This window comes from Cupriavidus sp. SIMBA_020 (genome assembly GCF_046535395.1).
GTDB classification, from domain to species: Bacteria; Pseudomonadota; Gammaproteobacteria; order Burkholderiales; family Burkholderiaceae; genus Cupriavidus; species Cupriavidus campinensis.
The window spans coordinates 94,185-114,310 of sequence record NZ_JAWRWU010000016.1 but is presented as its reverse complement, the minus strand read 5'-3'; the positions used below and the strand labels follow the sequence as shown (position 1 = coordinate 114,310).

The 20,126-nt window shown below is 67.6% G+C and carries 17 protein-coding genes; 5 read left to right on the top strand and 12 right to left on the bottom strand.

Annotation, left to right across the window (positions count from 1 at the left end; translation table 11 throughout):
• Positions 1 to 24: 24 nt before the first annotated feature.
• Positions 25 to 1,434, bottom strand: a complete 1,410-nt coding sequence (locus tag SB751_RS24685; protein ID WP_211942841.1) for an amidase — start codon at positions 1,432 to 1,434, stop codon at positions 25 to 27.
• 124 nt (positions 1,435 to 1,558) lie between these two features.
• On the opposite strand from SB751_RS24685, the gene SB751_RS24680 reads away from it, so the two are divergent.
• The 4 genes from SB751_RS24680 (at position 1,559) to SB751_RS24665 (ending at position 6,485) form a co-directional block, all read left to right on the top strand.
• A complete protein-coding gene (locus SB751_RS24680) occupies positions 1,559 to 2,134 on the top strand; it encodes a TetR/AcrR family transcriptional regulator (protein ID WP_211942842.1) in 576 nt (191 codons plus the stop codon).
• A 238-nt stretch (positions 2,135 to 2,372) separates the two neighbouring features.
• On the top strand, positions 2,373 to 3,035 hold the full coding sequence (locus SB751_RS24675) for a response regulator (RefSeq protein WP_144203575.1): 663 nt from the start codon (positions 2,373 to 2,375) through the stop codon (positions 3,033 to 3,035).
• Positions 3,036 to 3,053: 18 nt separating this feature from the next.
• Complete coding sequence (locus tag SB751_RS24670; RefSeq protein WP_410748650.1) at positions 3,054 to 4,841, top strand: hybrid sensor histidine kinase/response regulator; 1,788 nt, start codon at positions 3,054 to 3,056, stop codon at positions 4,839 to 4,841.
• Positions 4,842 to 5,030: 189 nt separating this feature from the next.
• Positions 5,031 to 6,485, top strand: coding sequence for an aldehyde dehydrogenase family protein (locus tag SB751_RS24665; RefSeq protein WP_144203571.1), 1,455 nt, complete (start codon positions 5,031 to 5,033; stop codon positions 6,483 to 6,485).
• 37 nt (positions 6,486 to 6,522) lie between these two features.
• Here SB751_RS24665 and SB751_RS24660 read toward each other — a convergent pair whose 3' ends face one another.
• The 6 genes from SB751_RS24660 to SB751_RS24635 all read right to left on the bottom strand — a co-directional run bounded on the left by SB751_RS24660 (position 6,523) and on the right by SB751_RS24635 (position 15,437).
• Positions 6,523 to 6,690 (bottom strand): hypothetical protein, encoded by a 168-nt coding sequence (locus SB751_RS24660; RefSeq protein ID WP_177219923.1) that lies wholly within the window; start codon positions 6,688 to 6,690, stop codon positions 6,523 to 6,525.
• Between the two features lie 181 nt (positions 6,691 to 6,871).
• On the bottom strand, positions 6,872 to 9,466 hold the full coding sequence (locus SB751_RS24655) for a hypothetical protein (RefSeq protein WP_186296999.1): 2,595 nt from the start codon (positions 9,464 to 9,466) through the stop codon (positions 6,872 to 6,874).
• 161 nt (positions 9,467 to 9,627) lie between these two features.
• Entirely contained in the window at positions 9,628 to 10,743 is a 1,116-nt protein-coding gene (locus SB751_RS24650) for an NADH:flavin oxidoreductase/NADH oxidase (protein ID WP_211942844.1), read from the bottom strand.
• A 109-nt stretch (positions 10,744 to 10,852) separates the two neighbouring features.
• A complete protein-coding gene (locus SB751_RS24645) occupies positions 10,853 to 12,115 on the bottom strand; it encodes a YbfB/YjiJ family MFS transporter (RefSeq protein ID WP_144203567.1) in 1,263 nt (420 codons plus the stop codon).
• Positions 12,116 to 12,225: 110 nt separating this feature from the next.
• Positions 12,226 to 12,834 carry a TetR/AcrR family transcriptional regulator gene (locus SB751_RS24640; protein WP_144203565.1) on the bottom strand — a complete coding sequence of 203 codons (609 nt, stop codon included), beginning with the start codon at positions 12,832 to 12,834 and terminating at the stop codon, positions 12,226 to 12,228.
• Between the two features lie 149 nt (positions 12,835 to 12,983).
• Positions 12,984 to 15,437 carry an acylase gene (locus SB751_RS24635; protein ID WP_410748649.1) on the bottom strand — a complete coding sequence of 818 codons (2,454 nt, stop codon included), beginning with the start codon at positions 15,435 to 15,437 and terminating at the stop codon, positions 12,984 to 12,986.
• A 142-nt stretch (positions 15,438 to 15,579) separates the two neighbouring features.
• On the opposite strand from SB751_RS24635, the gene SB751_RS24630 reads away from it, so the two are divergent.
• A complete protein-coding gene (locus SB751_RS24630) occupies positions 15,580 to 16,602 on the top strand; it encodes a helix-turn-helix domain-containing protein (protein ID WP_144203561.1) in 1,023 nt (340 codons plus the stop codon).
• 54 nt (positions 16,603 to 16,656) lie between these two features.
• Here the strand turns inward: SB751_RS24630 and SB751_RS24625 are convergent, their stop codons facing one another.
• From SB751_RS24625 to SB751_RS24605, 5 genes are all read right to left on the bottom strand, one after another.
• The gene (locus SB751_RS24625; RefSeq protein WP_144203559.1) at positions 16,657 to 17,928 is read right to left on the bottom strand and encodes a serine hydrolase domain-containing protein; all 1,272 of its coding nucleotides are present in this window, start codon (positions 17,926 to 17,928) and stop codon (positions 16,657 to 16,659) included.
• A gap of 148 nt (positions 17,929 to 18,076) precedes the next feature.
• Positions 18,077 to 18,709 (bottom strand): CDP-alcohol phosphatidyltransferase family protein, encoded by a 633-nt coding sequence (locus tag SB751_RS24620; protein WP_144196615.1) that lies wholly within the window; start codon positions 18,707 to 18,709, stop codon positions 18,077 to 18,079.
• A 14-nt stretch (positions 18,710 to 18,723) separates the two neighbouring features.
• On the bottom strand, positions 18,724 to 19,014 hold the full coding sequence (locus SB751_RS24615; protein WP_144196614.1) for an antibiotic biosynthesis monooxygenase family protein: 291 nt from the start codon (positions 19,012 to 19,014) through the stop codon (positions 18,724 to 18,726).
• Positions 19,015 to 19,114: 100 nt separating this feature from the next.
• Entirely contained in the window at positions 19,115 to 19,585 is a 471-nt protein-coding gene (locus tag SB751_RS24610) for a DUF2127 domain-containing protein (protein ID WP_144196613.1), read from the bottom strand.
• A gap of 69 nt (positions 19,586 to 19,654) precedes the next feature.
• Positions 19,655 to 20,062 carry a hypothetical protein gene (locus tag SB751_RS24605; RefSeq protein ID WP_410748648.1) on the bottom strand — a complete coding sequence of 136 codons (408 nt, stop codon included), beginning with the start codon at positions 20,060 to 20,062 and terminating at the stop codon, positions 19,655 to 19,657.
• Between the last annotated feature and the right edge of the window lie 64 nt (positions 20,063 to 20,126).

The following is a 20,126-nucleotide window of genomic DNA, read 5'->3' as shown; positions in this document are numbered from 1 at the left end:
GCATCCGAGCGGCGTCTCGTTCGTTCAGAGGGCTGGGCGAAGACCGTGGAATTGGCTCGCACTTTCCAGCAGGCCGGCGAGATGAAGAATCGTCGACTCGGCCTGCCAACTGGATACCAATTGAACGTTGATCGGCATGCCGTCGTGGCTTGATCCGAACCGAATTGACAATCCCGGAAGGCCGGTCAGGTTCAGGGGCACGGTTGCTCCCTGCAGATAGGTGGCGTCGACGGTTTGGCCATTGATGAGGAATGTCGAGACGCCATGCTTGTGCGCCGGAATCGGCAACACGGGCGTGAGCAACGCATCGAACCGCTGGAAATAGTCAGCGAAACCGTCGCGCAGCCGCTCCGCAGCCTGCTCGGCCTCGATGTAGTCCTTCATGGACGTGTCGGGTGTGGCGAGCATCGTCCGGGCCATCACGTAGAGTTCATCGTCGCGCCGGCCAGCGGTAGCCTCCAGGAATGCGGGCTTCATCTCCATGACGTGGAGGCGATTGAAGACGTCGAGGGCAAAGTCCCGCTCCAGCGCGGGAATGCGCACCGGCTCCACGATGCATCCGACGCCCGCAAGCGCCTCTGCGGCAGCTTGCACCGTTGCGGCCACCTCGGGATCGATTGGCCCGAAACCGGGCTCCACAAGCCAGCCCACTCGAACGGGTCGGGCGGGCGAGCGGCCCACGCCCGCATCAAACGACACGGTGCTCGAAGCGAAGGCATCCGCACCATCGGGCCCCGTCAAGAGCGAGTAAGCAAGCGCGATGTCGCGAACACTGCGCGCCATCGGCCCTACGTGCCAGAATCGACGCGGCGCTCGTGGCCAGATACCCGTCATCGGAATGCGCCCGTGGGTGGCCTTCAGCGACGTGATGCCCGTTTGTGCCGCCGGCCCGCGCACGGAGATCGCCAGATCGGTGCCCAGGCCTAGCGGAGACATGCCCGCGGCGATGGCAGCCGACTCGCCGCCGCTCGAGCCCCCTGGCGTGCGCTCAAGATTCCAAGGATTGTTCGACCGACCGGATAACAGGTTGTCGCTTTCGATCCAGTAGGAAAACTCGGGAAGATTCGTCTTCGCCAGCAGAATGCCACCGGCCGCTTTCAGGCGCGCAACGCTGGTCGCATCGACGTCTGGGGTGCGGCCCGCGAAGATGGGCGAGCCACGCTGCGTCGGAACACCCGCCGTGTCGAGCGAGTCTTTCGCCGTGAACGGCACGCCGTGGAGCGGGCCCAATTCCTTGCCCGCCATGACGGCGGCCTCGGCGGCCCGGGCGGCCTCCATTGCCCCGTCCGCGATGGTCACCACCGCATTGATCCTTGGATTGACGGCCTCGATACGGTCAAGGTGTGCTTGAACCACTTCGACAGGAGAAAATTCCCGCTGGCGGATCAGTTGGGCAAGCTTGACGGCGTCTTGATAGAAGATTTCAGAGTCCATGACGTGTGTCTCTATGTGAACAGATGAACAAGGTGGCCCCAGCCACCTACCTAACGTTTGTTAGGCTGAACTCTAGGAGTTATAATCGGCTCCGTCAACATCAAATTCTCGTCCAGGCAAACCAGTGAAGAACCCCGCAGGCACAAACTCGGCTGACAAGATCCTGGCTGCGGCCACGAGAATCGCGCAGGCACATGGCTATGGCGGGCTCAGCATCCGCGACCTGGCTGAAGACGTCGGCATCAAGGCCGCCAGCATCTATCACCACTTCCCAAGCAAGGCGGATCTCGCCGCGGCGGTGGCCAAGCGCTATTGGGAGGACTCGGCGGCGCTGCTGGAGGCCATGTGGAAGGAACTGAACGACCCGCTGGCGTGGCTGCGGCAATATCCCAATACATTCCGCAAGTCGCTGGAAAACGAGAACCGCATTTGTCTTTGCAGCTTCATGGGCGCCGAGTACGACGACCTGCCCCAGCCGGTGAAGGACGAGGTTCAGCGTTTCGCCGACGTCAATGTGGCCTGGCTCGGCAAAGCCCTGTCTGCCGCTTCCCTTGTGGATGCCGATGAGACCGAGCGCCGGGCCCGCGCCATCTTCGCCGCGATTGCCGGCGCCCAACTCATGGCGCGCAGCCGGTCGGATATCACGCTCTACGACGCGTTGCTTGAAAGCTATCGCGCGGCGGGACTGCTGCCGGCTTAAGCCCAGCCCCGCACACCGTCGACAAGCAAAAGCCCAAAAAAATACCCACTGCCGGGAGGGAGTGGGTATCCAAAGTGGTATGGACAAGTCGCGGAATTCGTCCACGTGGCGATCCTCGCACCCCAGCATGCGAGTGCCAATAATCTTTCCGGACTAGCCGGGCGTCTGCGCAACGCCCCGCATGGACAAGCTGGCCGGAATCGAGTCCAATCGTTTCCTCCCCCGCCCCCTGCCCTCCATGCCCCGTGCCCGCCTGCTGCTGATCGATGACCACACCCTGTTCCGCACCGGGCTCAAGCTGTTGCTCGCTGACAGCCCGAGCGTGGATACGATCATCGAGGCCGGTTCCGTGATGGAGGCCGTGGCGCAGCACGGTGAGAAGCCGGTGGACATCGTCCTGCTGGACATCCAGATGCCGGGGCTGAACGGGATCGAGGGCGTGAAGGTACTTAAGCGTCACTTTCCCGTGGCCAGGTTCCTGATCGTCTCGGGCACCTCCGGGCTGGACGCCATTCCGGCCGAGGCGCGCAAGGACATTGCCGGATTCCTGCCCAAGTCTGCCGATGCGCGCGAGATCGAGGACGCGATTGCCTGCTGCCTCGCCGGCGGCACGCACTTCGCCACGGAAGGCAACGGCGGCTGCCTCGATGGCCTGAACGGGCTGAATGGCGCCCCGCAGGCCGCGTCCTATGCGCCGAGCCAGCTCACGCCGCGCCAGCTGGAGGTGCTTGGGCAACTCAACCTGGGGCGCTCGAACAAGGTCATCGCCTATCACCTCGGGCTGTCCGAGAACACCGTGCGCGTGCATGTGGCGGCCATTCTCGACCACCTGGGCGTGGTCAGCCGCGTGGAAGCCATCCTCGAAGCCCAGCGCCGCGGGCTGGTGCAGGCGCAACGCTGACTGCCCGCCGGCATTCGCATGACATCGACTTCCTTCGGCCTGCTCCCGCGCTACGACGAGCCGCGCCTGCTGACGGCGCAGATGGAGCTGATCGACCAGAGTTTCGGCATCGCCATGCTGGGCTGCGCGCTGGCCGCGCTGATCCTGGCCAGCGGGCTGACCATCACCGGCGGGCACCCCGGCGCCCTGCCCTGGGCCACGGCCATGACCGTGGCCTGCGCGGCGGCCTATTTTGGCCGGCTGGCGGTGCCGAACCGGCTCACCGAGTCCGGCTCGGGCCGCTACGCGCGCGTCATGACCGCAATGCTGGTGCTGATCGGCAGCCTGTGGGGGCTGGTGGCCTGGCTCTACCTCGATATCCGCTCCCCGGCCGTGGTGATCTGCGTGCTGTCGCTGATTGCCGGGATGAGCGCGGCGGCGCTGGCGGTGTTCTCCGCCTGCCTGCCGGTGGCGGTGGGCTTCTTCATCCCGTCGATCGTGCCGGTCTGGATGGTCTTCCTGGCCACGGGCGATATCGCCTACCTGCCGATGTTCCTCGGCACGCCGCTCTATCTGGTGGTGCTGATGATCTTCGCGCGCAACTACGCGCGCGTGGCGCGCCATGCCATTACGCTGCGCTTCGAGAACGTCGAACTGATTTCGCAGTTGCGCGACCAGACCGCGCGCGCCGGCCACGCCCAGCGCGAGGCCGAGGAAGCCAACCGGGCGAAGTCGGTGTTCCTGGCCTCGGCCAGCCACGACCTGCGCCAGCCGCTGCACGCGCTGGGGCTGTTCCTGGTCTCGCTGGGCCGCACGCAGCTCGATGAGCACCAGCGCCAGCTGCTGGCCCATATCGAGGCCTCCTCCGGCGCGGCCCGGGAGATGCTGAACACGCTGCTCGATTTCTCCAAGCTGGAAGCGGGCGTGATCACGCCCCGGCCGCGCCCGTTCCGCCTGCAACCGCTGCTGTACAAGCTTGAGAACGAGTTCGCGCCGCAGGCCAATGCGCGCGGGCTGGTCTACCGCACGCGCGACACCACCGCCACGCTGTTCGGCGACCCCACGCTGGTGGAGCTGATCCTGCGCAACCTGATCGCCAACGCCATCCGCTACACGCGCACGGGCGGCGTGCTGGTGGCCTGCCGCACACGCCGCTTCCATGTGTCGGTGGAGGTCTGGGACACCGGCATCGGCATTCCGGCCGCGCAGCACCGGGACATCTTCCGCGAGTTCCACCAGCTCGGGAATCCTGAGCGCGACCAGCGCAAGGGGCTGGGGTTGGGGCTGGCCATCGTCGAAGGGCTGGCGCGCACGATGCAGACGCGCGTGACGCTGGCCTCCGCGCCCGGGCGCGGGTCGGTGTTCCGGCTGCGGCTACCGCTGGCCTGGACAGCGCCCGAGGAGGTGGCCCATCCGCGTGCCGCGATGCGGTTGAATGGGCTGCGCGTGCTGGTGATCGACGACGATCCGGCCATCCGTGAGGCCATGGCCGGGCTGCTGGCGGTCTGGCACTGCCACTGCCGCACCGCCGAGAGCGAGGAGGAGGCGCTGGCCACGCTGGACGCCTTCACCCCGGACCTGATCCTGGCCGATTACCGCCTGCGCGGCCATCGCACCGGGCAGGAAGCCATGGCGGCCATCCGCGAGCGCGTGGGCCGCGCGCTACCGGCCATCATCATCACCGGCGACACCGCCGCCGACCGCCTGCGGCATGCCCATGCCGGGGGCACGGCCCTGCTCCACAAACCCGTGGTGCCAGGCGAGCTCCACGCGGCCATCAGCGCGCTGCTGCGCGACACCCGCTGGTGTGGAAATCGACCCGGGTGAATGGTCGCGGACGGAACAATAAGCGCCACCCCTATTCATGCATTAAAAGCATGAATGAATCAGTCCTATTAATTGGACTTAGATCAGCACCCCCACCACACTGCAAGGCAGAAGCGGGCCCGGCACCGCAGCTCGTCCGGCCAACGCGCACGTCATCCCCAACAATGACCCAGCAGCGAGGAGCCTTGCATGCCTTTGTCCCCATCCGGCGACCTGCCGACCCATGATCTGCTGATCGACGGCCAGCGTGTGCCGCCCGGAAGTGGCGAATACTCCACTGACATCAATCCCGCCACCGAGGCACCCATCGCCCGCGTGGCGCAGGGCAATGCCGCCGATGTGGACCGCGCCGTGCAGGCCGCACGCGCCGCACTGAAGGTCTGGAACGGCATGCGTGCCGCCGAGCGCGGGCGCATTCTCTACCGCTTCGCCGACCTGCTGGAGGCCCATGCCGAGGAACTGGTGCAACTGGAAAGCCAGGACGCCGGCAAGCCGCTGGCCGGTGTGCGGCGCCAGGACGTGCCGGCCGCCATCGACACCGTGCGCTACTACGCCGGCTGGTGCGACAAGATCAACGGCCAGGTGATTCCCGCCCGCAACGACGCGCTGACCTACACCGTGCGCGAGCCGGTGGGCGTGGTGGCGGCCATCGTGCCGTGGAATTTCCCGCTGATGATCGGCATGTGGAAGATTGCCCCGGCGCTGGCGTGCGGCTGCACGCTGGTGGTCAAGCCGGCCGAGATCACCCCGCTTTCCGCGCTGCGCGTGGCCGAACTGGCGCTCGAGGCCGGCGTGCCACCGGGCGTGTTCAATATCGTCACGGGCAAGGGCAGCGTGGTGGGCAACGCGCTGGTGGCGCATCCGGGCGTCGACAAGGTGACCTTCACGGGCTCGCCCGGCGTGGGGCGCGGCATCATGCAGGGCGCGGCGGCCAACTTCAAGCGCGTGACGCTGGAGCTGGGCGGCAAGTCCGCCAATGTGATTTTTGCCGATGCCGACCTGGACGCCGCCACGCGCGCGGCGGCTTCCGGCATCTTCTTCAACGCGGGGCAGGTCTGCTCGGCGGGCTCGCGCATCCTGGCGCAGCGGCAGGTCTACGACGAAGTCGTCGAACGGATGGCCGAGCGCGCCCGCGCGATCCGCGTGGGCGATCCGGCCGAACCCGGCACGACCATGGGCCCGGTGGTTTCGGCCGCGCAGATGAAGACCGTGCTGGACTACGTGGAGATCGGCAAGAAAGAAGGCGCGAGCGCGGTTACCGGCGGCGCACGCATCGGCGAACGCGGCTTCTACGTAGCGCCCACCGTGTTCGCCAACGTCGAGCACGAGATGCGGATCTCGCAGGAGGAAATCTTCGGCCCGGTGGCCAGCGTGATCCCGTTCGACGATGAGGCGGATGCGGTGCGCATCGCCAACGGCACCGCGTTCAGTCTGGCCGCCGGGGTGTGGAGCGCGGACATCGCGCGCGTGCACAAGGTGGCCGGCGAACTGCGCGCGGGCACCGTGTGGATCAACACCTATGGCTATACGGACGTGCGGCTGCCGTGGGGCGGGTCGGGCGACTCGGGCCTGGGGCGCGAGCACGGCGACGCCGCCATCGAGAACTTCACGGAGCCAAAGGCGATCTGGCTGTCGCTACGCTAGCGTCAGCCAGAACCGGAGGAAGAGGCGATGCGGAGGGTCAGCCGACCATCCGCATCGGCAGCAGCGCGTAAGCGATCGTCAGCACGCCGACGATGGCCGGAGAGCCGTACTTGAGCGCCAGGCTCTGCGACTGCACGCCCAGATACGTGTAGGCGCAGATCAGCATCATGGCGCAGGCAAAAACAAGGCCGTCATAGACTTGCATGGATGTCTCCCAGAGTTCGTTCTTCGACTACTTCTGTGATGGCGGGCTGGCTCGAATCGGGGCGCCCGCGGTACTGCCCAACGCAATCTATTGAGGCCCATGGTCGTCACTTCACCGGGTCGTGACAATCATGGAAATCCCTGCTCGTGCCGCGCCTGGCTCATCGCCTATGGCGCGTGCCTTATCTGCCGCACCGCACCAATCCGCGTCGCCGCCGCACCCGGCGCTGCGGACGGGGCGAGCCCAGCGACGCCGGGTCGTTGCCGAACGGGATCGGGTGGTCCATGTACGCGTTCAGCTTGTCGCGCACGAAGGACGTGTCATCGCCCACCGTCGAGATGATGCCCGTGGTGGCGCCGCCGCCCAGCAGCAGCGTGAAGATGCCGCGATACGGGAAGTCGCCATAGGCCGGGGCGCTGACGTCGAACGGCACCGAACGCTCGAACATGTCCTTGGCGCTCGTGCCCATCGCCCAGTGGAAGGCGTCCGGGAACTGCAGGGCGATGATCTTCGGGTTGATGTTGTGGTAATCGGTGCCGATGGCCGGATCGCCGAGGATGTAGGTGCCGCCCGTGCCCCAGTTCTGCGTGTCGAAGTCGTCGTTGACCGGGTCCGTCACCAGCGGCGCATGGCTGGCCGGCACCTGCCACGGCATGATCGGCACCTTGAGATCGCGGCTCAGCTCGGCGCAGAAGTCGAAGAAGCGCTTCCACTCGTGCACCCAGTAGCAATAGCCATTGGCATAGGCGCGGATCGTGAAATCGTCGGCCTCGTAGCGGTCCACGGCGAGGAAGTCCGGTGCGTACGCGCCCTCGTGGACCTTCAGCGCCCGCACATAGGCGGCGGTAACGCGCGCGTTGCGCTTTGGGGAGTCGTCGGACGAGTAGATCCATTCGGAGGCCCCCACCCCCCACAGGTTGACCTGCCAGCCGAAGGTGACCGCCGGCGCCACGGTGCGGATCAGCCAGTTCACGGCCGCCACGTAGCCCCGGATGTTCTCTTCGATGTTCTGCGGAATCGTGGCGACGACCTTCCAGTGGGCCAGGGCCTGCCGCAGCGGCTCGCGCACGGGCATGGCGTAGTCCGGCGCGAATCCGCCCTGCTGGCAGGCGCCGAGGAAGTCCGGGTTGACGACGAAGCCGCACGGCACCGGATGGTCGACATCCGTGTGTTCCTTCGCCAAATTCAGCGACAGGATGAGGTTGCCGAAGCTGTGGGCCAGGCCCTGCGTGTTGGCGAGTTGCGTGGGCGTGTCCCCGAGGGACAGGTTGCAGGTATAGGACACCATCACCGGCAGCACCTGGTGGCCGCCGCCAATCTGCTGCTCCACATCGCGCGCCAGCAGGATGGTGCGCGTGGTCTGCGCATCGTCGGTCAGGTACTGGCCGGGATCGCCGGCCCCGTCGAAGCCCGCGTACTTGAACACCGACGACGCGCGCGCCGCGACGAAGTCCACCGCATTGCCGGGCGTCAGGTCGGCGCAGCCGCCGAAGCTCAGGAAATCGGGGAAGCCGCGCACCTTGAGGTTGGCGCCCTGCGAGACGTCGATATGCAGCTGCGCCTTGCCCGTGGACAGCACGACGAGGTAGTCAGCCGTCTGCGTGTTGTACACCACACCGTCGTAGATGAAGTCCGACACCTCCACGGTGTACGCCTGCGGCTGCACGGGCACGGCGAGGTTGTAGCTATGCGTGCCCGCCACGAGGTGAAAGGTCTGGTGATAGCTCATGTTCGGCGCCACCAGGCGCACGTCCAGCGGCGCATTGACGGTCACGTCCGAGGTGATGACGACCGGCAGCGTGACGAAGCCGGTGGTGTTGACCACCGTGGACTGCATGTCGGCGGCCGTGAACGCGACGAACTCGAGCTTGGTATCGAGCGAACGGTGCTGGGACGGGAACGTGTGGCGAACATTGTTCACCGCGATGCTCGCCACGCTGATGTCGACCACGCCAACCAGCGGCAGCCCGCGCAGCTGCGTGAGATGCCCCGGCGGACTCGAGAATGCGGCGAGCGTGTCGATGGAGTTGCGGGCAATCACCGTGACGTCGAGCAGTTCGTCGGCCAGCACGGGAATATCGCCAATCGACACATCGAGCGCGGCGGTGTACTTCGCCGGGTCATAGACCACCATGATGACCGCATTGCTGCCGGGCGTGACCGTGACGGTCGACGGCTGCACGTGGGCCGTGGACACGACCGTGCCGGCGTGGTTCGACAGCGGGCTGGCGGTAATCGAATACGTGCCGGCCGGCAGCGCCAGCGGCGTGGTCGTGCCCGGCGCCACTGTCTCCACATGGACTTGGGTGCCCTGCGTGAAGTACAGGGTCTGGGCGGACGAATACAGGCGCTCATCGGGCGCCGAGTTGGCCTGCACGCTGACGATGCCGTTGGTATCCGGCAGGGTATCCGCGGCCAGCGCGAAAGACGACAGGTAGTCGGCCGCGCCGGGGCCGGTCAGGTCGCCATTGATGCCGATATTGATCTTGTCCTGGGCGGCAAAGGTGTGGCCCAGCTCGAAAATGAGCTTGGCGGTGACGTCCCAGGTCTGGCTGTCGATCTGGTCATTCGTGGTCTCCGCCGTGGTCGGCGTCCACATCCAGAACTGCGGATTGAAGTCGGTGGGTTGCACCGATGCCGGGGAATGGAACCCCATGCCGAGGAAGTCGTTGACCCGGACCGCGCTGCCATCGGCGTAGCGGATATTCGTGACCGAGATCACGCCATACCACTGCGACGCCCCGCTCTCCACCTTGATGTCGTAAAGCACTGCCATGATCCCTGCCTCCGCACGTTCGTCAGCGCGGCGCCCCGTGCGCCAGCGTCAGCGCAGGTTAGGCGGCAAGCGGGAATCGGAGAATGGATTGGCAATGCGCGCCGGATGCATCAGATGGATCAGGCGCGCCGGGAAAGACCGGACAAGGGGAAGTCAGGGACTCAGCGCTGGCCGAAATGCGCGTCGCGGAACAGCTTTTCAAGCCCGCGCGGCTGGGAGCGCCAGTACTGCTTCGGGGCGTCCACGCTGGCGCCGAGCTTGGCGGCGGCGTGCCACGGCCAGCGCGGATCGTAGAGCATGGCGCGCGCAATCGAGATGACATCGGCCTCGTTGTTGGCGACGATGGACTCGGCCTGCTCGGGCTCCGTGATCAGGCCCACGGCCAGCGTCGGCAGGCCCACCTCGGCCTTCACGCGCTGCGCGTAAGGCACCTGGTAGCCCGGCCCGAGCTTGATGGCCTGCTGCGGGGACACGCCGCCCGTGCTCACATGCACCGCCGCGCACCCGCGCGCCTTGAGCGCGTGGGACAGCGCCAGCGTGCCGTCGATGTCCCAGCCGTTCGGCACCCAGTCCGTGGCGGAGACGCGCATCCACACGGGCCGCTCGGCGGGAAACGCCTCGCGCACGGCATCGAACACTTCCAGCGGAAAGCGCATGCGGTTCTCCAGGCTGCCGCCGTATTCGTCGGTGCGATGATTGGCCAGCGGCGACAGGAACTGGTGCAGCAGGTAGCCGTGCGCGCCGTGCACCTCGATGCCGTCGATGCCGAGCCGCGCGGCACGCTTGGCTGCGGCGACGAAATCGTCACGAATCTTGCGCATGCCGGCCTTGTCCAGCGCCAGGGGCGGCACTTCGTCCGCGCCATGCGGCACTGCCGACGGCGCCACGGTCTGCCAGCCGCGCGGCTGGTCCGGGCGGATCTGCGCACCGCCCTCCCAGGGCGCCTGGCTCGACGCCTTGCGGCCCGCGTGCGCAAGCTGCACGCTCACCGCAATGGGGGAATACTTGCGCACCGCGTCCAGCACGCGGCCCAGCGCGGCCTCGTTGGCATCGCTGTACAGGCCGAGGTCGTCCGGCGAGATGCGGCCCTCGGGCGACACCGCCGTGGCCTCGACGATCAGCAGCCCGGCACCCGAGAGCGCCATGTGGCCCAGGTGAATCATGTGCCAGTCGGTAGCCGAGCCCTCGTCGGCCGAGTACTGGCACATCGGCGCAATGGCGATGCGGTTGGCAAGTTCGAGATTACCGATCTTGTAGGGCGTGAAAAGTTGGGACATGAACAGGTTCCTTCGGAGGCCTTCAGGCGTAGGCGGGTGTCACGATGTTGGCGATTGTAGTGGCGAGCGGAAAACCTTGCTCGCAACGCCCGCACAACGCCGCCGACCCTTATCGCACCCGTCCCCGCAGCACCAGATCCGCCCCCAGCGCAATCATGAAGGCCACCGCGCCGCAGGCGAAGATCAGCGCGTAGTTCTCGTGGGTGTGCGCAAACAGGTACGAGTAGCCATAGCCGGCCAGCACCTGGAACAGCGCGAAGGCGCTGGTCACGCGGCTCCATGCCGCGCGTTGGGCGCTGGGGTCGTGCGGCAGCGTGTCGTGCACGCGGCCCAGCATCAGCGGCACCACGCCGGGCGTAAACGCGCCGAGCACGATGGTGGCCGCCACGATGACCACGGGGCCGTCCCACAGCGCCAGCGCCCCCACGGCCAGGGCCTGGAGCAGCAGCGCCAGCCGGTAGGCGTTGCGGAAGCCCATGCGGTCACCCAAAAAGCCGGAGACCAGCGGCCCGGCGATGGCGGCCACACCATAGAGCACCCAGTAGCCGGCGCCCACGTTGGGGCCCTGCCCCAGCCCGCGCGCCACGTAATCCACCAGCAGCACCATCGCCGGCACGAGCCCCAGCGCGTTGGCCGCGTATTGCAGGCTCAGCAGCCGCAGCGTGGGCCGCTCGGCGCGCAGCGCTGCACCAATTTCGGGATGCCCGGCGGGCGGGGTCGGCGTGCCAGCCGGCGCATCGGTGGCGGGCCAGCCGAACCAGCTCAACGCCGTCAGCACCAGCGCCAGCGCGCCAAGGCCGAGCCACGTCTCGCGCAGCCCCAGCGTCAGCAGTGCCGGCACCAGCGTGCCGGATGCCGCGATGCCCAGCCCCAGGCCGAGAAAGATCATGCCGCTGACGAAACCGCGCCGCGCCGGGGCGATATGGGGCAGGATGGCCGTCGCCACGAGCACCATGATGGCGCCGCCGGACAGCCCGGACAGGAAGCGCCAGACGAAGTACCAGCTCGTCGAGACCGGGAACGCGCAGGCGAAGAACGCCGCCGTGGCGGCCACCATCAGCCAGCGCAGCGCATGGCGGTTGGACAGCCGCGCCGCGATCGGCCGGCCAAACAGCGCGCCGGCGAAGTAGCCCGCGAAGTTGGCGGCGCTGAGCGTGACCGTATCGGCGGCCGTAAACCAGTGCGCGTCGATCAGCGGGGGAATCAGCGGCGTATAGGCAAAGCGTGCGAGGCCGATGGCGACCAGGCTCGCGCAGAGACCGGCCAGCGCGGCATAAAGGGCCCGGGCATCGAGCGCGCGGCCCGTGCCAGCGGCATTGCCCGGGGACCGGATCGCAGTGGGTGGTGGTGCCGTGGCGGCATCTTGGGACATGACGGAACTCCTTGGGGACGAACGCCGCCCCCGCGCTGCGCCGGCAGCCCGTTGGCGGATAAATCAGGGGGGGATTGCGAGGCGGGCCGGGGGCCCTCAGCGGATCAGCATCAACACGATGGCGGGGGCATGGATGGCAGGTTCAGCATGGACAACGCCTGCCGCACCATCGCCTCCAGCAGTGCGCGCTCGGGCATCACGCGCGACAGCACGCGCAAGCCCACCTGCACGGCCAGCAGGTTGGCGGCCACGTCCTCGGGGACAAAGCCGGCATCCAGCGTGCCGGCGGCCTGTGCGGCGCGCACGGAACGTTCGAAGAACGCCCGTAGATCGTCCAGTTCCTCGGCCACCACCTCGCGCAGCGCCGGGTCGTCGGACGAGGCATCCAGCGAAGCATTGATCAGCATGCATCCGCGATGCTGGGGGTCAGCCAGCGCGCGCTCCACACTTTCGCCGAAGAACGCGGCAATGGCCTGCGCCGGCGGATGGTTTGCCTCCGCCCGCGCAATGCGGGCACGGAGCGACTTGTTCAGGTAGTCATCCAGCGCCAGCAGGAACAGCGAGCGCTTGTCGCCAAACGCGTTGTAGAGGCTGGGCTGGGTCAGGCCCATGGCCTGCGTCAGCTCACGCGTGGACGTGGCCTGGTAGCCCTTGTCCAGAAAGGTGTTCTGGGCGGCGGCCAGCGCGGCTGCCGCGTCGAATTGCCGGGGTCTTGCCATGACGGATTCCGTTTTGTATCGGTCGGTATGGAACGGATTATAGAGCGATCGATACAAAACGCAAGGTCGGATGCGGCACCGCCGCAAAAAAAGCCGCCCGGCGTGAACCGGGCGGGGTGTTGGCAGATACGGGTGATGCAGTGCCGACTTTATTGGCTCAGCTTCACCACGGTGAACTGCGGGTCCGCCGCAATCGCCTGTTCCGTGAACGGCAGGGAAATCCAGCGTTTGGCCGAGAACTCCCGCATCTGGTCCCAGGCGTGGGGCGAGTTCGGGTCGACCGACTGGCCATAGACCAGCAGCGCCTGCGCTACCGGGCCGTGGTCATCGAACCCCACGGTCTGGACGTAGCTGGTGCCGAAGTAGACGTGCAGGCCCTGCGCCGACACCGGCTGGCTGGTCAGCTTGTTCAGCACGCCCTCGTACTCCTCCCCGCCGTGGAGCGCGATGCGGCCTGCCGGCGAAATCGCGGCCTGAACCTCGCCAAGTGGCGCATCAAGCGCAAATCCAGCCGTGTGCATGGCCCCGACCGCATCCTTGAGCGCCTTGAACACCGCCGGCCCCACCGTGCCGTCCTGCATGCGCAGGCCGCGCGGCGTGTTGACCGGGTCCGCCGCATTGAACGCCACGGCATAGACGTTGGGGATGGTGTGCGCGCGCATCCAGAACTCGCGGAACAGCGGCGCCGCCCGGCTCTCCACATTGCTGCGGCGGTCCCACTTGCCCAGCGCCGCGCAGCCATCGCGCAGATCGGCATCGGCCTGGGCCGCCTTGCCGGCGCAGGCGCGCAGCAGGTCGTCCAGCACGATTTCGGCCGCCAGGTTGCGGTCCCGGAACAGCACGGCCTGCAGGCTCGGCACGTCGAAGCGGTTGCCGGGCAGGCCATCCACGCCCGAAAGCCGCTTGCCGATCTCCATCAGGCCCACCCGCGTGCGCAGCCGCTGCGGCACGCCCTGCGGCCCGAGCACTGGCGAGAAGCCCTCCAGCTTCTGCGCCGGGTTGGTCAGCCAGGAGCTGTCGTTGCTGTTGGCCACGAAGTCGTCGCGCTCCAGCACGGGCATGGCCGATGGCGGCACGAGGCCCGGCACCGGCGAGGCAGCGTCCACGGTCCAGTTGCACGCGGCGCGCGAGCCATCCAGCAACACCATGCCGGTACCCACAAGCAGCTTTTTCGCCAGCGCGGCGCCATCGCCGGCCGGCGCGCACTGGCCGAGCATCGTCGCCGAGACGTTCGGCGTGACCGACACATCGGCGAACAGCGCGCGGCCATGGCGGTCCGTGGCGATCGTATTGACCCAGGGGATGCCGAGATTGCCGATGGCCTGGCGGACGTCGCCCACATTGCCGGCGCGGGCAATGTCCAGCCATGTGTCGATGGCGCGCATGTTGTTGCGGTTGGCGTCGCGCAGCGTGTAGGCGCGCTGGGCAGTCCACGGCAGGCCGGCGGCCGGCATCGCCACCACCGGGCCGTACTCGGTCATATAGAAGGTGTGCGTGCGCGCCGCCAGCGTGCCGTCAGGCTGGCGCACGTCGTAGCGCACCGTCTTCGTGGTCATCTTGTGCGGCTTGCCGTCGATCAGGTAGGTGGTCGGGTCGCCTTCGGCCAGCTTCAGTTCGAACAGCGTGAAACGGCGCGCGGTGGACACCGTGTGGGTCCACGCCACGTCCTTGTTGAAGCCGATGCTGATGATGGGGAAGGACGCAATCGACGCGCCCATCACGTCCAGCTTGCCCGGGACGGTCAGGTGGGCTTCGAAAAAGCGGTTGGTGGTGGTCCACGGAAAGTGCGGATTGCCGAGCAGCAGGCCGCGCCCGTTGGCCGTGGCGGCCTTGCCGAAGGCCCAGCCGTTGCTGCCGATGGGCGGATCGAGCAGCTGGAGGTCGCGGTTGACGGCCTCGACATCGATCGCCGCCACGTCGAGCTTATCGGACAAGGCCGCCGCAGCCTTGCCGGCGGCGGGCGGCGCGGCGGCCAGAATGCCGGCCGCGAGCGCGCCGGCGCTGGCCTGGATGCTCTTTTCCTCGGCCAGGCGCGCCATGTCCAGCGCGGTGACGGGCCGCACCCACGCGGCATTGCGGCACGCGGCGGGGCGCTGCGCTGGCGGGGTGTCGCGCAGATAGCGGTTGTAGCCGGCGATGTAGCCGCGCAGCAGTTCGCGCGCCTCAGGCGACTGCTTGGCCATGCCGGCCTGCAGGGCCTCATCGTCCAGAATCGCGCGGAAGAAGGCGTCGGCGTCGCCGTTGCGCAGGCGCTTGAACGAGACCTCGGTGGTCTGGTCCGGCCCGAACACGGCGGCGCGTTCGCCGCTGACCGTGACGAGCTGGTCGGCCATCAGGCAGACGTTGTCCTGCGCGTAGGCGTAGGCCATGCCGAACGCCACGCCGGCGTAGTCGTTGGCACGGATGTGCGGAATGCCGTACGACGTGCGCCGGATCTCCGCGCTCAGGCCCTGCTCGCTGCCGTATCCGCTGCCGTATCCGCTGCCGTATCCGCTGCCGTATCCGCTGCCATATCCGCCGCCGGTGGCGCAGCCGGTCAGCGCGGTGGCTGCCAACGCCAGCGTGGCGAGCGTGGTCGCGCCTCGCGCAATGCGATGCTTCATCTGTCTCTCTCCATTCTTGTGATTGTTCTGGGTGCCGCGTGGGCAATGGTCGGGTAAATCGGGGCATGACAGGTAGGGGGAATCTCGCCAGAATTGGTGGCAATGCCGCCATGCGGCGCCGCCCCCGCCCCCCCCCGCCCCGATGACCGTCGTCTATCTGCTCTGCTATCCCGCCGTGGCGGTCTCCACGCTGGCCGTGGCCGCCGATACGCTGATGATCGCGAACACGCTGGCCTCCATGCAGCCACGGCGGCGCGGCCACGCCACGCCGTTCCAGTGGCGGCTCGCGGCGGCCGAGCCGGAACGCTGGCGCGCCGCCGCCGAGGTCATACGGGCCGAGGTAGTCGGGCTGGACGCCCTGGCGCAGGCCGACAGCGACAGCATGGTGGTGATCGGCCCGCCGCTGTTCGACCATATTGCCGGGCTGGAACTGCTGCTGTCCCAGATCGATGCCGAGCGCGCGGCCATTGCGGCGGCAGCGGCCAACGGCGCGCTGCTGGTGGCGCCGTTCACGGCGGTGGCGCTGCTGGTCGGCCTGACCTTGCCCAAGCCGTGGCGGCTGGCGGTGCCGTGGCTGATTGCCAACTGGATGCGTGCCGGGGAGCCGGCGCGGCGGCTGCCGGCGGATCAGGCCATTGTGGAGAGCGGCAACCTGCTCAGCGCGCGGGCGATGGAGCAGATCCACGCCCTGATGCAGCGGGCCGTGGCGCGCATGGCCGGCGACGCGCTGGCGCGCACCGTCGGCAATACCCTGCTGGACCAGCCCGAGCGCGGCGCGGCGCTGAAGATCTGGCTCCGCGCTGGCGACGCGCCCCGAGAAAGCGTGGTGCTACGCGCCCGCCGGCACCTGCAACAACATCTGGCCGAGCCCTACGACCTGACGCGGCTGGCGGCCGTGGCGGCCACCAGCGAGCGCACGCTGCTGCGGCACTTCATGAAATCCGTGGGGATGTCGCCGTTGCAGTTCCTGCACAAGCTGCGCGCGGAACGCGCCTGCCATCTGCTGGAAGTGACCACCCTGAGCCTGACCGCGATTGCCGAGCAGTGCGGCTATCAGGACATGTCGGCGTTCCGGTCCGTGGTGCGCAAGCACACCGGCCTGCCGCCCGGGGCGCACCGGCGCGCGCACTCGGTGCGGGCCGAGTTGCGCGCGGGGGTGGCTTAGGGTGGCTTAGGGCGCCTTAGGGTGGCTTAGGGCGGCTTAGGGGGCTGCGGTGGCTTAGGCGCCCCTGCCGCGAGCCGCCGGGCCGGGCTCGGTGATGGCGCTGTAGACCAGTGTACGCAACTGACGCCGCACGGGGAATGCAGACGACGGCAGCAACTGCGTCAGGAACACGCCGATCAGGTCTTCCTGGGGATCGACCCAGAAGAAGGTACTGGCGGCGCCGCCCCAGAAGAAATCGCCGGCACTGCCTGGCATCAGCGTGCTCGCGGGGGTGACCGTGGTGGCGAAGCCGAGGCCGAAGCCCACGCCATCGTAGGTGGCTTCGCTGAACATCGACCGCGACAGGCGTGGAATGTCCTGCCCGCCCGGAAGGTGGTTGGCGGTCATCAGCGCCAGCGTCTTGGGGCCGAGCAGGCGCACGCCATCGAGTTCGCCGCCTTGCAGCAGCATGCGCGAGAAGCGCAGGTAGTCGGCCGCCGTCGAGACCAGCCCGCCGCCGCCGGAGACCAGCGTGGGCGGCTTCAGGTAGGGGCTGGTGCGGGGGTCGTCCTGCAGCGTCGGGCGGTCCTGGGACACCACTTTCGAGCCCAGCACGCCCACGGCATAGCAGGCGCAAAAGCGCGAAATCTTGTCTTCCGGCACGTGGAACGCGGTGTCCACCATGCCCAGCGGATCGAGAATGCGCTGCTTGACGAAGGTCTCGAACGGCATGCCGCTGACCTTGCCAACCAGATAACCGAGCACGTCCGTGGAGACCGAGTAGTTCCACGCCTCACCGGGCGAGAACTCCAGCGGCAGCTTCGACAACTGCTCGACCATGTCGTCCAGCGTCGTGCCTTCGGTGGTGCGGTCGGCAATCTTCAGCTTGCGGTAGGCGGCATCGACATTGCTGTTCTGCTGGAAGCCGTAGGTCAGGCCGGACGTATGGCGCAGCAGGTCCACCACCAGCATCTGGCGCTTGGCCGGCCGGGTCTGGAAGCTCTCCATATAGCCGCCCGCGTAGACGCCAAGGTTCTCCCACGACGGGATGTACTTGCTGACCGGATCGTCGAGAGCGATCTTGCATTCCTCGACCAGCATCATGATCGCCACCGAGGTGATCGGCTTCGTCATCGAGTAGATGCGGAAGATCGAATCCTCGGCCAGCGGCGTCTGCCGCTCGCGGTCGGCCATGCCCAGCACCGAATTCAGCACGACTTCGCCGCGCCGCCACACCTGGACCAGCGCGCCGGGCAGCTTGCCGCTTGCCACGTAGGTGGCATCGAGAAACTGCTCGACCCGCTCCAGCCGGGCCCGGGACATGCCTTGCATCGCCTTGTCTTGCATCGCCGAATCTCCTGGTTGTTTTTATCGCGATGATGTCTGCGAGCCGCCAGACTACCCAGAGTCGGGCCCCGATTCAATCCCCGTACACGGCCGGCGTAGGTAGGCAAGTTGCCCGACGCCCAGGCGTCGGGCAACAGGTGGAGAACGACTAGAACTTCGGAATTCGCAGCGTCTTGCTGATCATCAGCGAGCCGCTGAGGACGAACAGCAGCGCCATGGGATGGAAGGTGCCGGGGCCGATCAGCCAGGCGCCGGCTGGCAGCGCGTCGCCGATGCGGCCGGCGGCGGCGCACCACGCCAGGATGCCGGTCAGCACCACGCTGGTGGGGATCGGGGTGCCTTCGAAGTACTTGACCTTGCCGGTGCCCTCGGCCAGCGTTTCGGCCGTTACGTTGAAGCGTGCCAGACGGCTGACGCCGCAGCAGACGAAGTAGATCAGCGCGGCGAGGTCCCAGCCGCCGCGCATGCCGGCGGCGAAGGCCAGCGTGGCCGGGCCCACGCCGAACGAGATGATGTCGGACAGCGAATCGAGTTCGCGGCCCAGCGCCGAATGGGCGTGGCGCCAGCGCGCGATGCGGCCGTCGAGCACATCGAAGATGAACGCCGCCGGCGCCAGCGCCGCCGCGATATAGAAATGGGTCAGCACCGGCTCGCCCACGTAGTACATGGCAAAAAATACCGATCCCATGCCGCACGCCGCGTTGGCCAGTGTAAAAAAGTCGGCCAGCTGCAGGTCGCGCAGCATCGAGAAATGCCGTGGGCGCTCCTGGGGTGTCGCCATGCGCAACCTCCGGGTCAGAGCACGGTGTTGACGTGATGCACCTGGGGCGGCGCGGCAAAGCAGTCGCCCACGAGCTTGCGCCACGTCTGGAAGTCATCGGACTCGCGGAAGTGGACCATGTGGTCTTCCACGGTTTCCCAGGCCACCACCAGCGCGTATTGCGACGGCTGCTCGATCGAGCGTTGCAGGTTCATGCCATGGCAGCCGCGCGCCCGCAGGAACAGCGGCTTGGCTTGCGCCACGGCGGCTTCGAACTGCGACTCCATGCCGGGCTTGATCGTGATCTGGGCGATTTCGTGAATCATGATGGTCTCGTATTCGGGTGGGATCGGAGCCTTCCGATCGGTGAGCAATGCGCCGCGAAGCGGCTTGCTGTCTACCTTAGCAGATTTTGGCGCGCGCTCGTCACGTCACGCGGTGCCGCGCGAGCCCGGTCACGAGATAGGCCACCACAAGCGCGTTCGCCACGGCCAGCCCCACATGGATCCAGGTGGGGTGGCGGATGGCCTCGTACACCTCCACCGGTATATAGATGCCGCCCGACCACACGCCGAGCCAGTTGCCCCACGCGCGCCCGCGCCAGAGGCCGTAGGCTTCCGTGAACCGCATCAGCGCGTACATCGCGGCCGAGCCGCCGATGGCCCAGAGGCGCCCGTCCGTGGGATGCGCCAGCAGCGACAGGAAGATGGTGGGATACCGGCTCGCCGGGTTGATGTGGAAGCGGCTGACGATCGCCTCGGCCAGCGCCTGGGCGTCGCGGTGCAGCAACGCCACGAGTCCGATGCCGGCCAGGATGACGAGCGCGCCCTTGGCGGCTTCAAACATTGCAATGCTCTTGAGGCCCAGTTGCGGGCTGGCTGCTGCCCCTTTTGCCATGGCGAGAAGCGGGAGTCGACGAAGCCGCCATTGTGCAGCATTCGCGGCGCGACGGAGCGCCCGGCGGGCTTAACGCGCCTGCCGCTCCACCATCGGCCCGCTGGCGTCGATGCCGCCGCCGGCCTCGAGCGGGCCGGTGACCGTGAGCGGCCCATCGACATGCAGGTCGCCGTGCACCACCATCGTGCCATGTACCGTCAGCGGCCCATGGAACACCTTGAGCAGGCCGCGCGGCGGCGGCGGCGGATAACCGCCCCCCGGGGTGGAGAACCACGCGGCAGTGATCGGGCCCGCCGCATAGACGCTGCCGTCCACGCTCAGGGTGCCCTGCACCGTGACTGGCCCCTTGACATGCGCCGAGCCGCCCACCGCGATCGATCCCGTGGTCGAGGGCTGGGCGCCTGCCCATTGCGGCCACAGCATGCCCAGCGACAACTGGGCGGCGGCCATCATGGCAACAAGCAGTCTCGATGGCATGGCGCCCTCCTCTTTCCATGGCGCCTGCAAAAAAAGAAACTGGCGCGATGCATCCAGTGTAGTG

What these genes read in the sequence shown, in the direction of transcription:
- SB751_RS24630 (WP_144203561.1), top strand. Translation starts at nt 15,580, where the DNA reads ATGACCGTCGTCTATCTGCTCTGCTATCCCGCCGTGGCGGTCTCCACG.
- SB751_RS24625 (WP_144203559.1), bottom strand. Translation starts at nt 17,928, where the DNA reads ATGCAAGACAAGGCGATGCAAGGCATGTCCCGGGCCCGGCTGGAGCGG.
- SB751_RS24620 (WP_144196615.1), bottom strand. Translation starts at nt 18,709, where the DNA reads ATGGCGACACCCCAGGAGCGCCCACGGCATTTCTCGATGCTGCGCGAC.
- SB751_RS24635 (WP_410748649.1), bottom strand. Translation starts at nt 15,437, where the DNA reads ATGAAGCATCGCATTGCGCGAGGCGCGACCACGCTCGCCACGCTGGCG.
- SB751_RS24685 (WP_211942841.1), bottom strand. Translation starts at nt 1,434, where the DNA reads ATGGACTCTGAAATCTTCTATCAAGACGCCGTCAAGCTTGCCCAACTG.
- SB751_RS24615 (WP_144196614.1), bottom strand. Translation starts at nt 19,014, where the DNA reads ATGATTCACGAAATCGCCCAGATCACGATCAAGCCCGGCATGGAGTCG.
- SB751_RS24675 (WP_144203575.1), top strand. Translation starts at nt 2,373, where the DNA reads ATGCCCCGTGCCCGCCTGCTGCTGATCGATGACCACACCCTGTTCCGC.
- SB751_RS24605 (WP_410748648.1), bottom strand. Translation starts at nt 20,062, where the DNA reads ATGCCATCGAGACTGCTTGTTGCCATGATGGCCGCCGCCCAGTTGTCG.
- SB751_RS24650 (WP_211942844.1), bottom strand. Translation starts at nt 10,743, where the DNA reads ATGTCCCAACTTTTCACGCCCTACAAGATCGGTAATCTCGAACTTGCC.
- SB751_RS24665 (WP_144203571.1), top strand. Translation starts at nt 5,031, where the DNA reads ATGCCTTTGTCCCCATCCGGCGACCTGCCGACCCATGATCTGCTGATC.
- SB751_RS24640 (WP_144203565.1), bottom strand. Translation starts at nt 12,834, where the DNA reads ATGGCAAGACCCCGGCAATTCGACGCGGCAGCCGCGCTGGCCGCCGCC.
- SB751_RS24645 (WP_144203567.1), bottom strand. Translation starts at nt 12,115, where the DNA reads ATGTCCCAAGATGCCGCCACGGCACCACCACCCACTGCGATCCGGTCC.
- SB751_RS24610 (WP_144196613.1), bottom strand. Translation starts at nt 19,585, where the DNA reads ATGGCAAAAGGGGCAGCAGCCAGCCCGCAACTGGGCCTCAAGAGCATT.
- SB751_RS24670 (WP_410748650.1), top strand. Translation starts at nt 3,054, where the DNA reads ATGACATCGACTTCCTTCGGCCTGCTCCCGCGCTACGACGAGCCGCGC.
- SB751_RS24655 (WP_186296999.1), bottom strand. Translation starts at nt 9,466, where the DNA reads ATGGCAGTGCTTTACGACATCAAGGTGGAGAGCGGGGCGTCGCAGTGG.
- SB751_RS24660 (WP_177219923.1), bottom strand. Translation starts at nt 6,690, where the DNA reads ATGCAAGTCTATGACGGCCTTGTTTTTGCCTGCGCCATGATGCTGATC.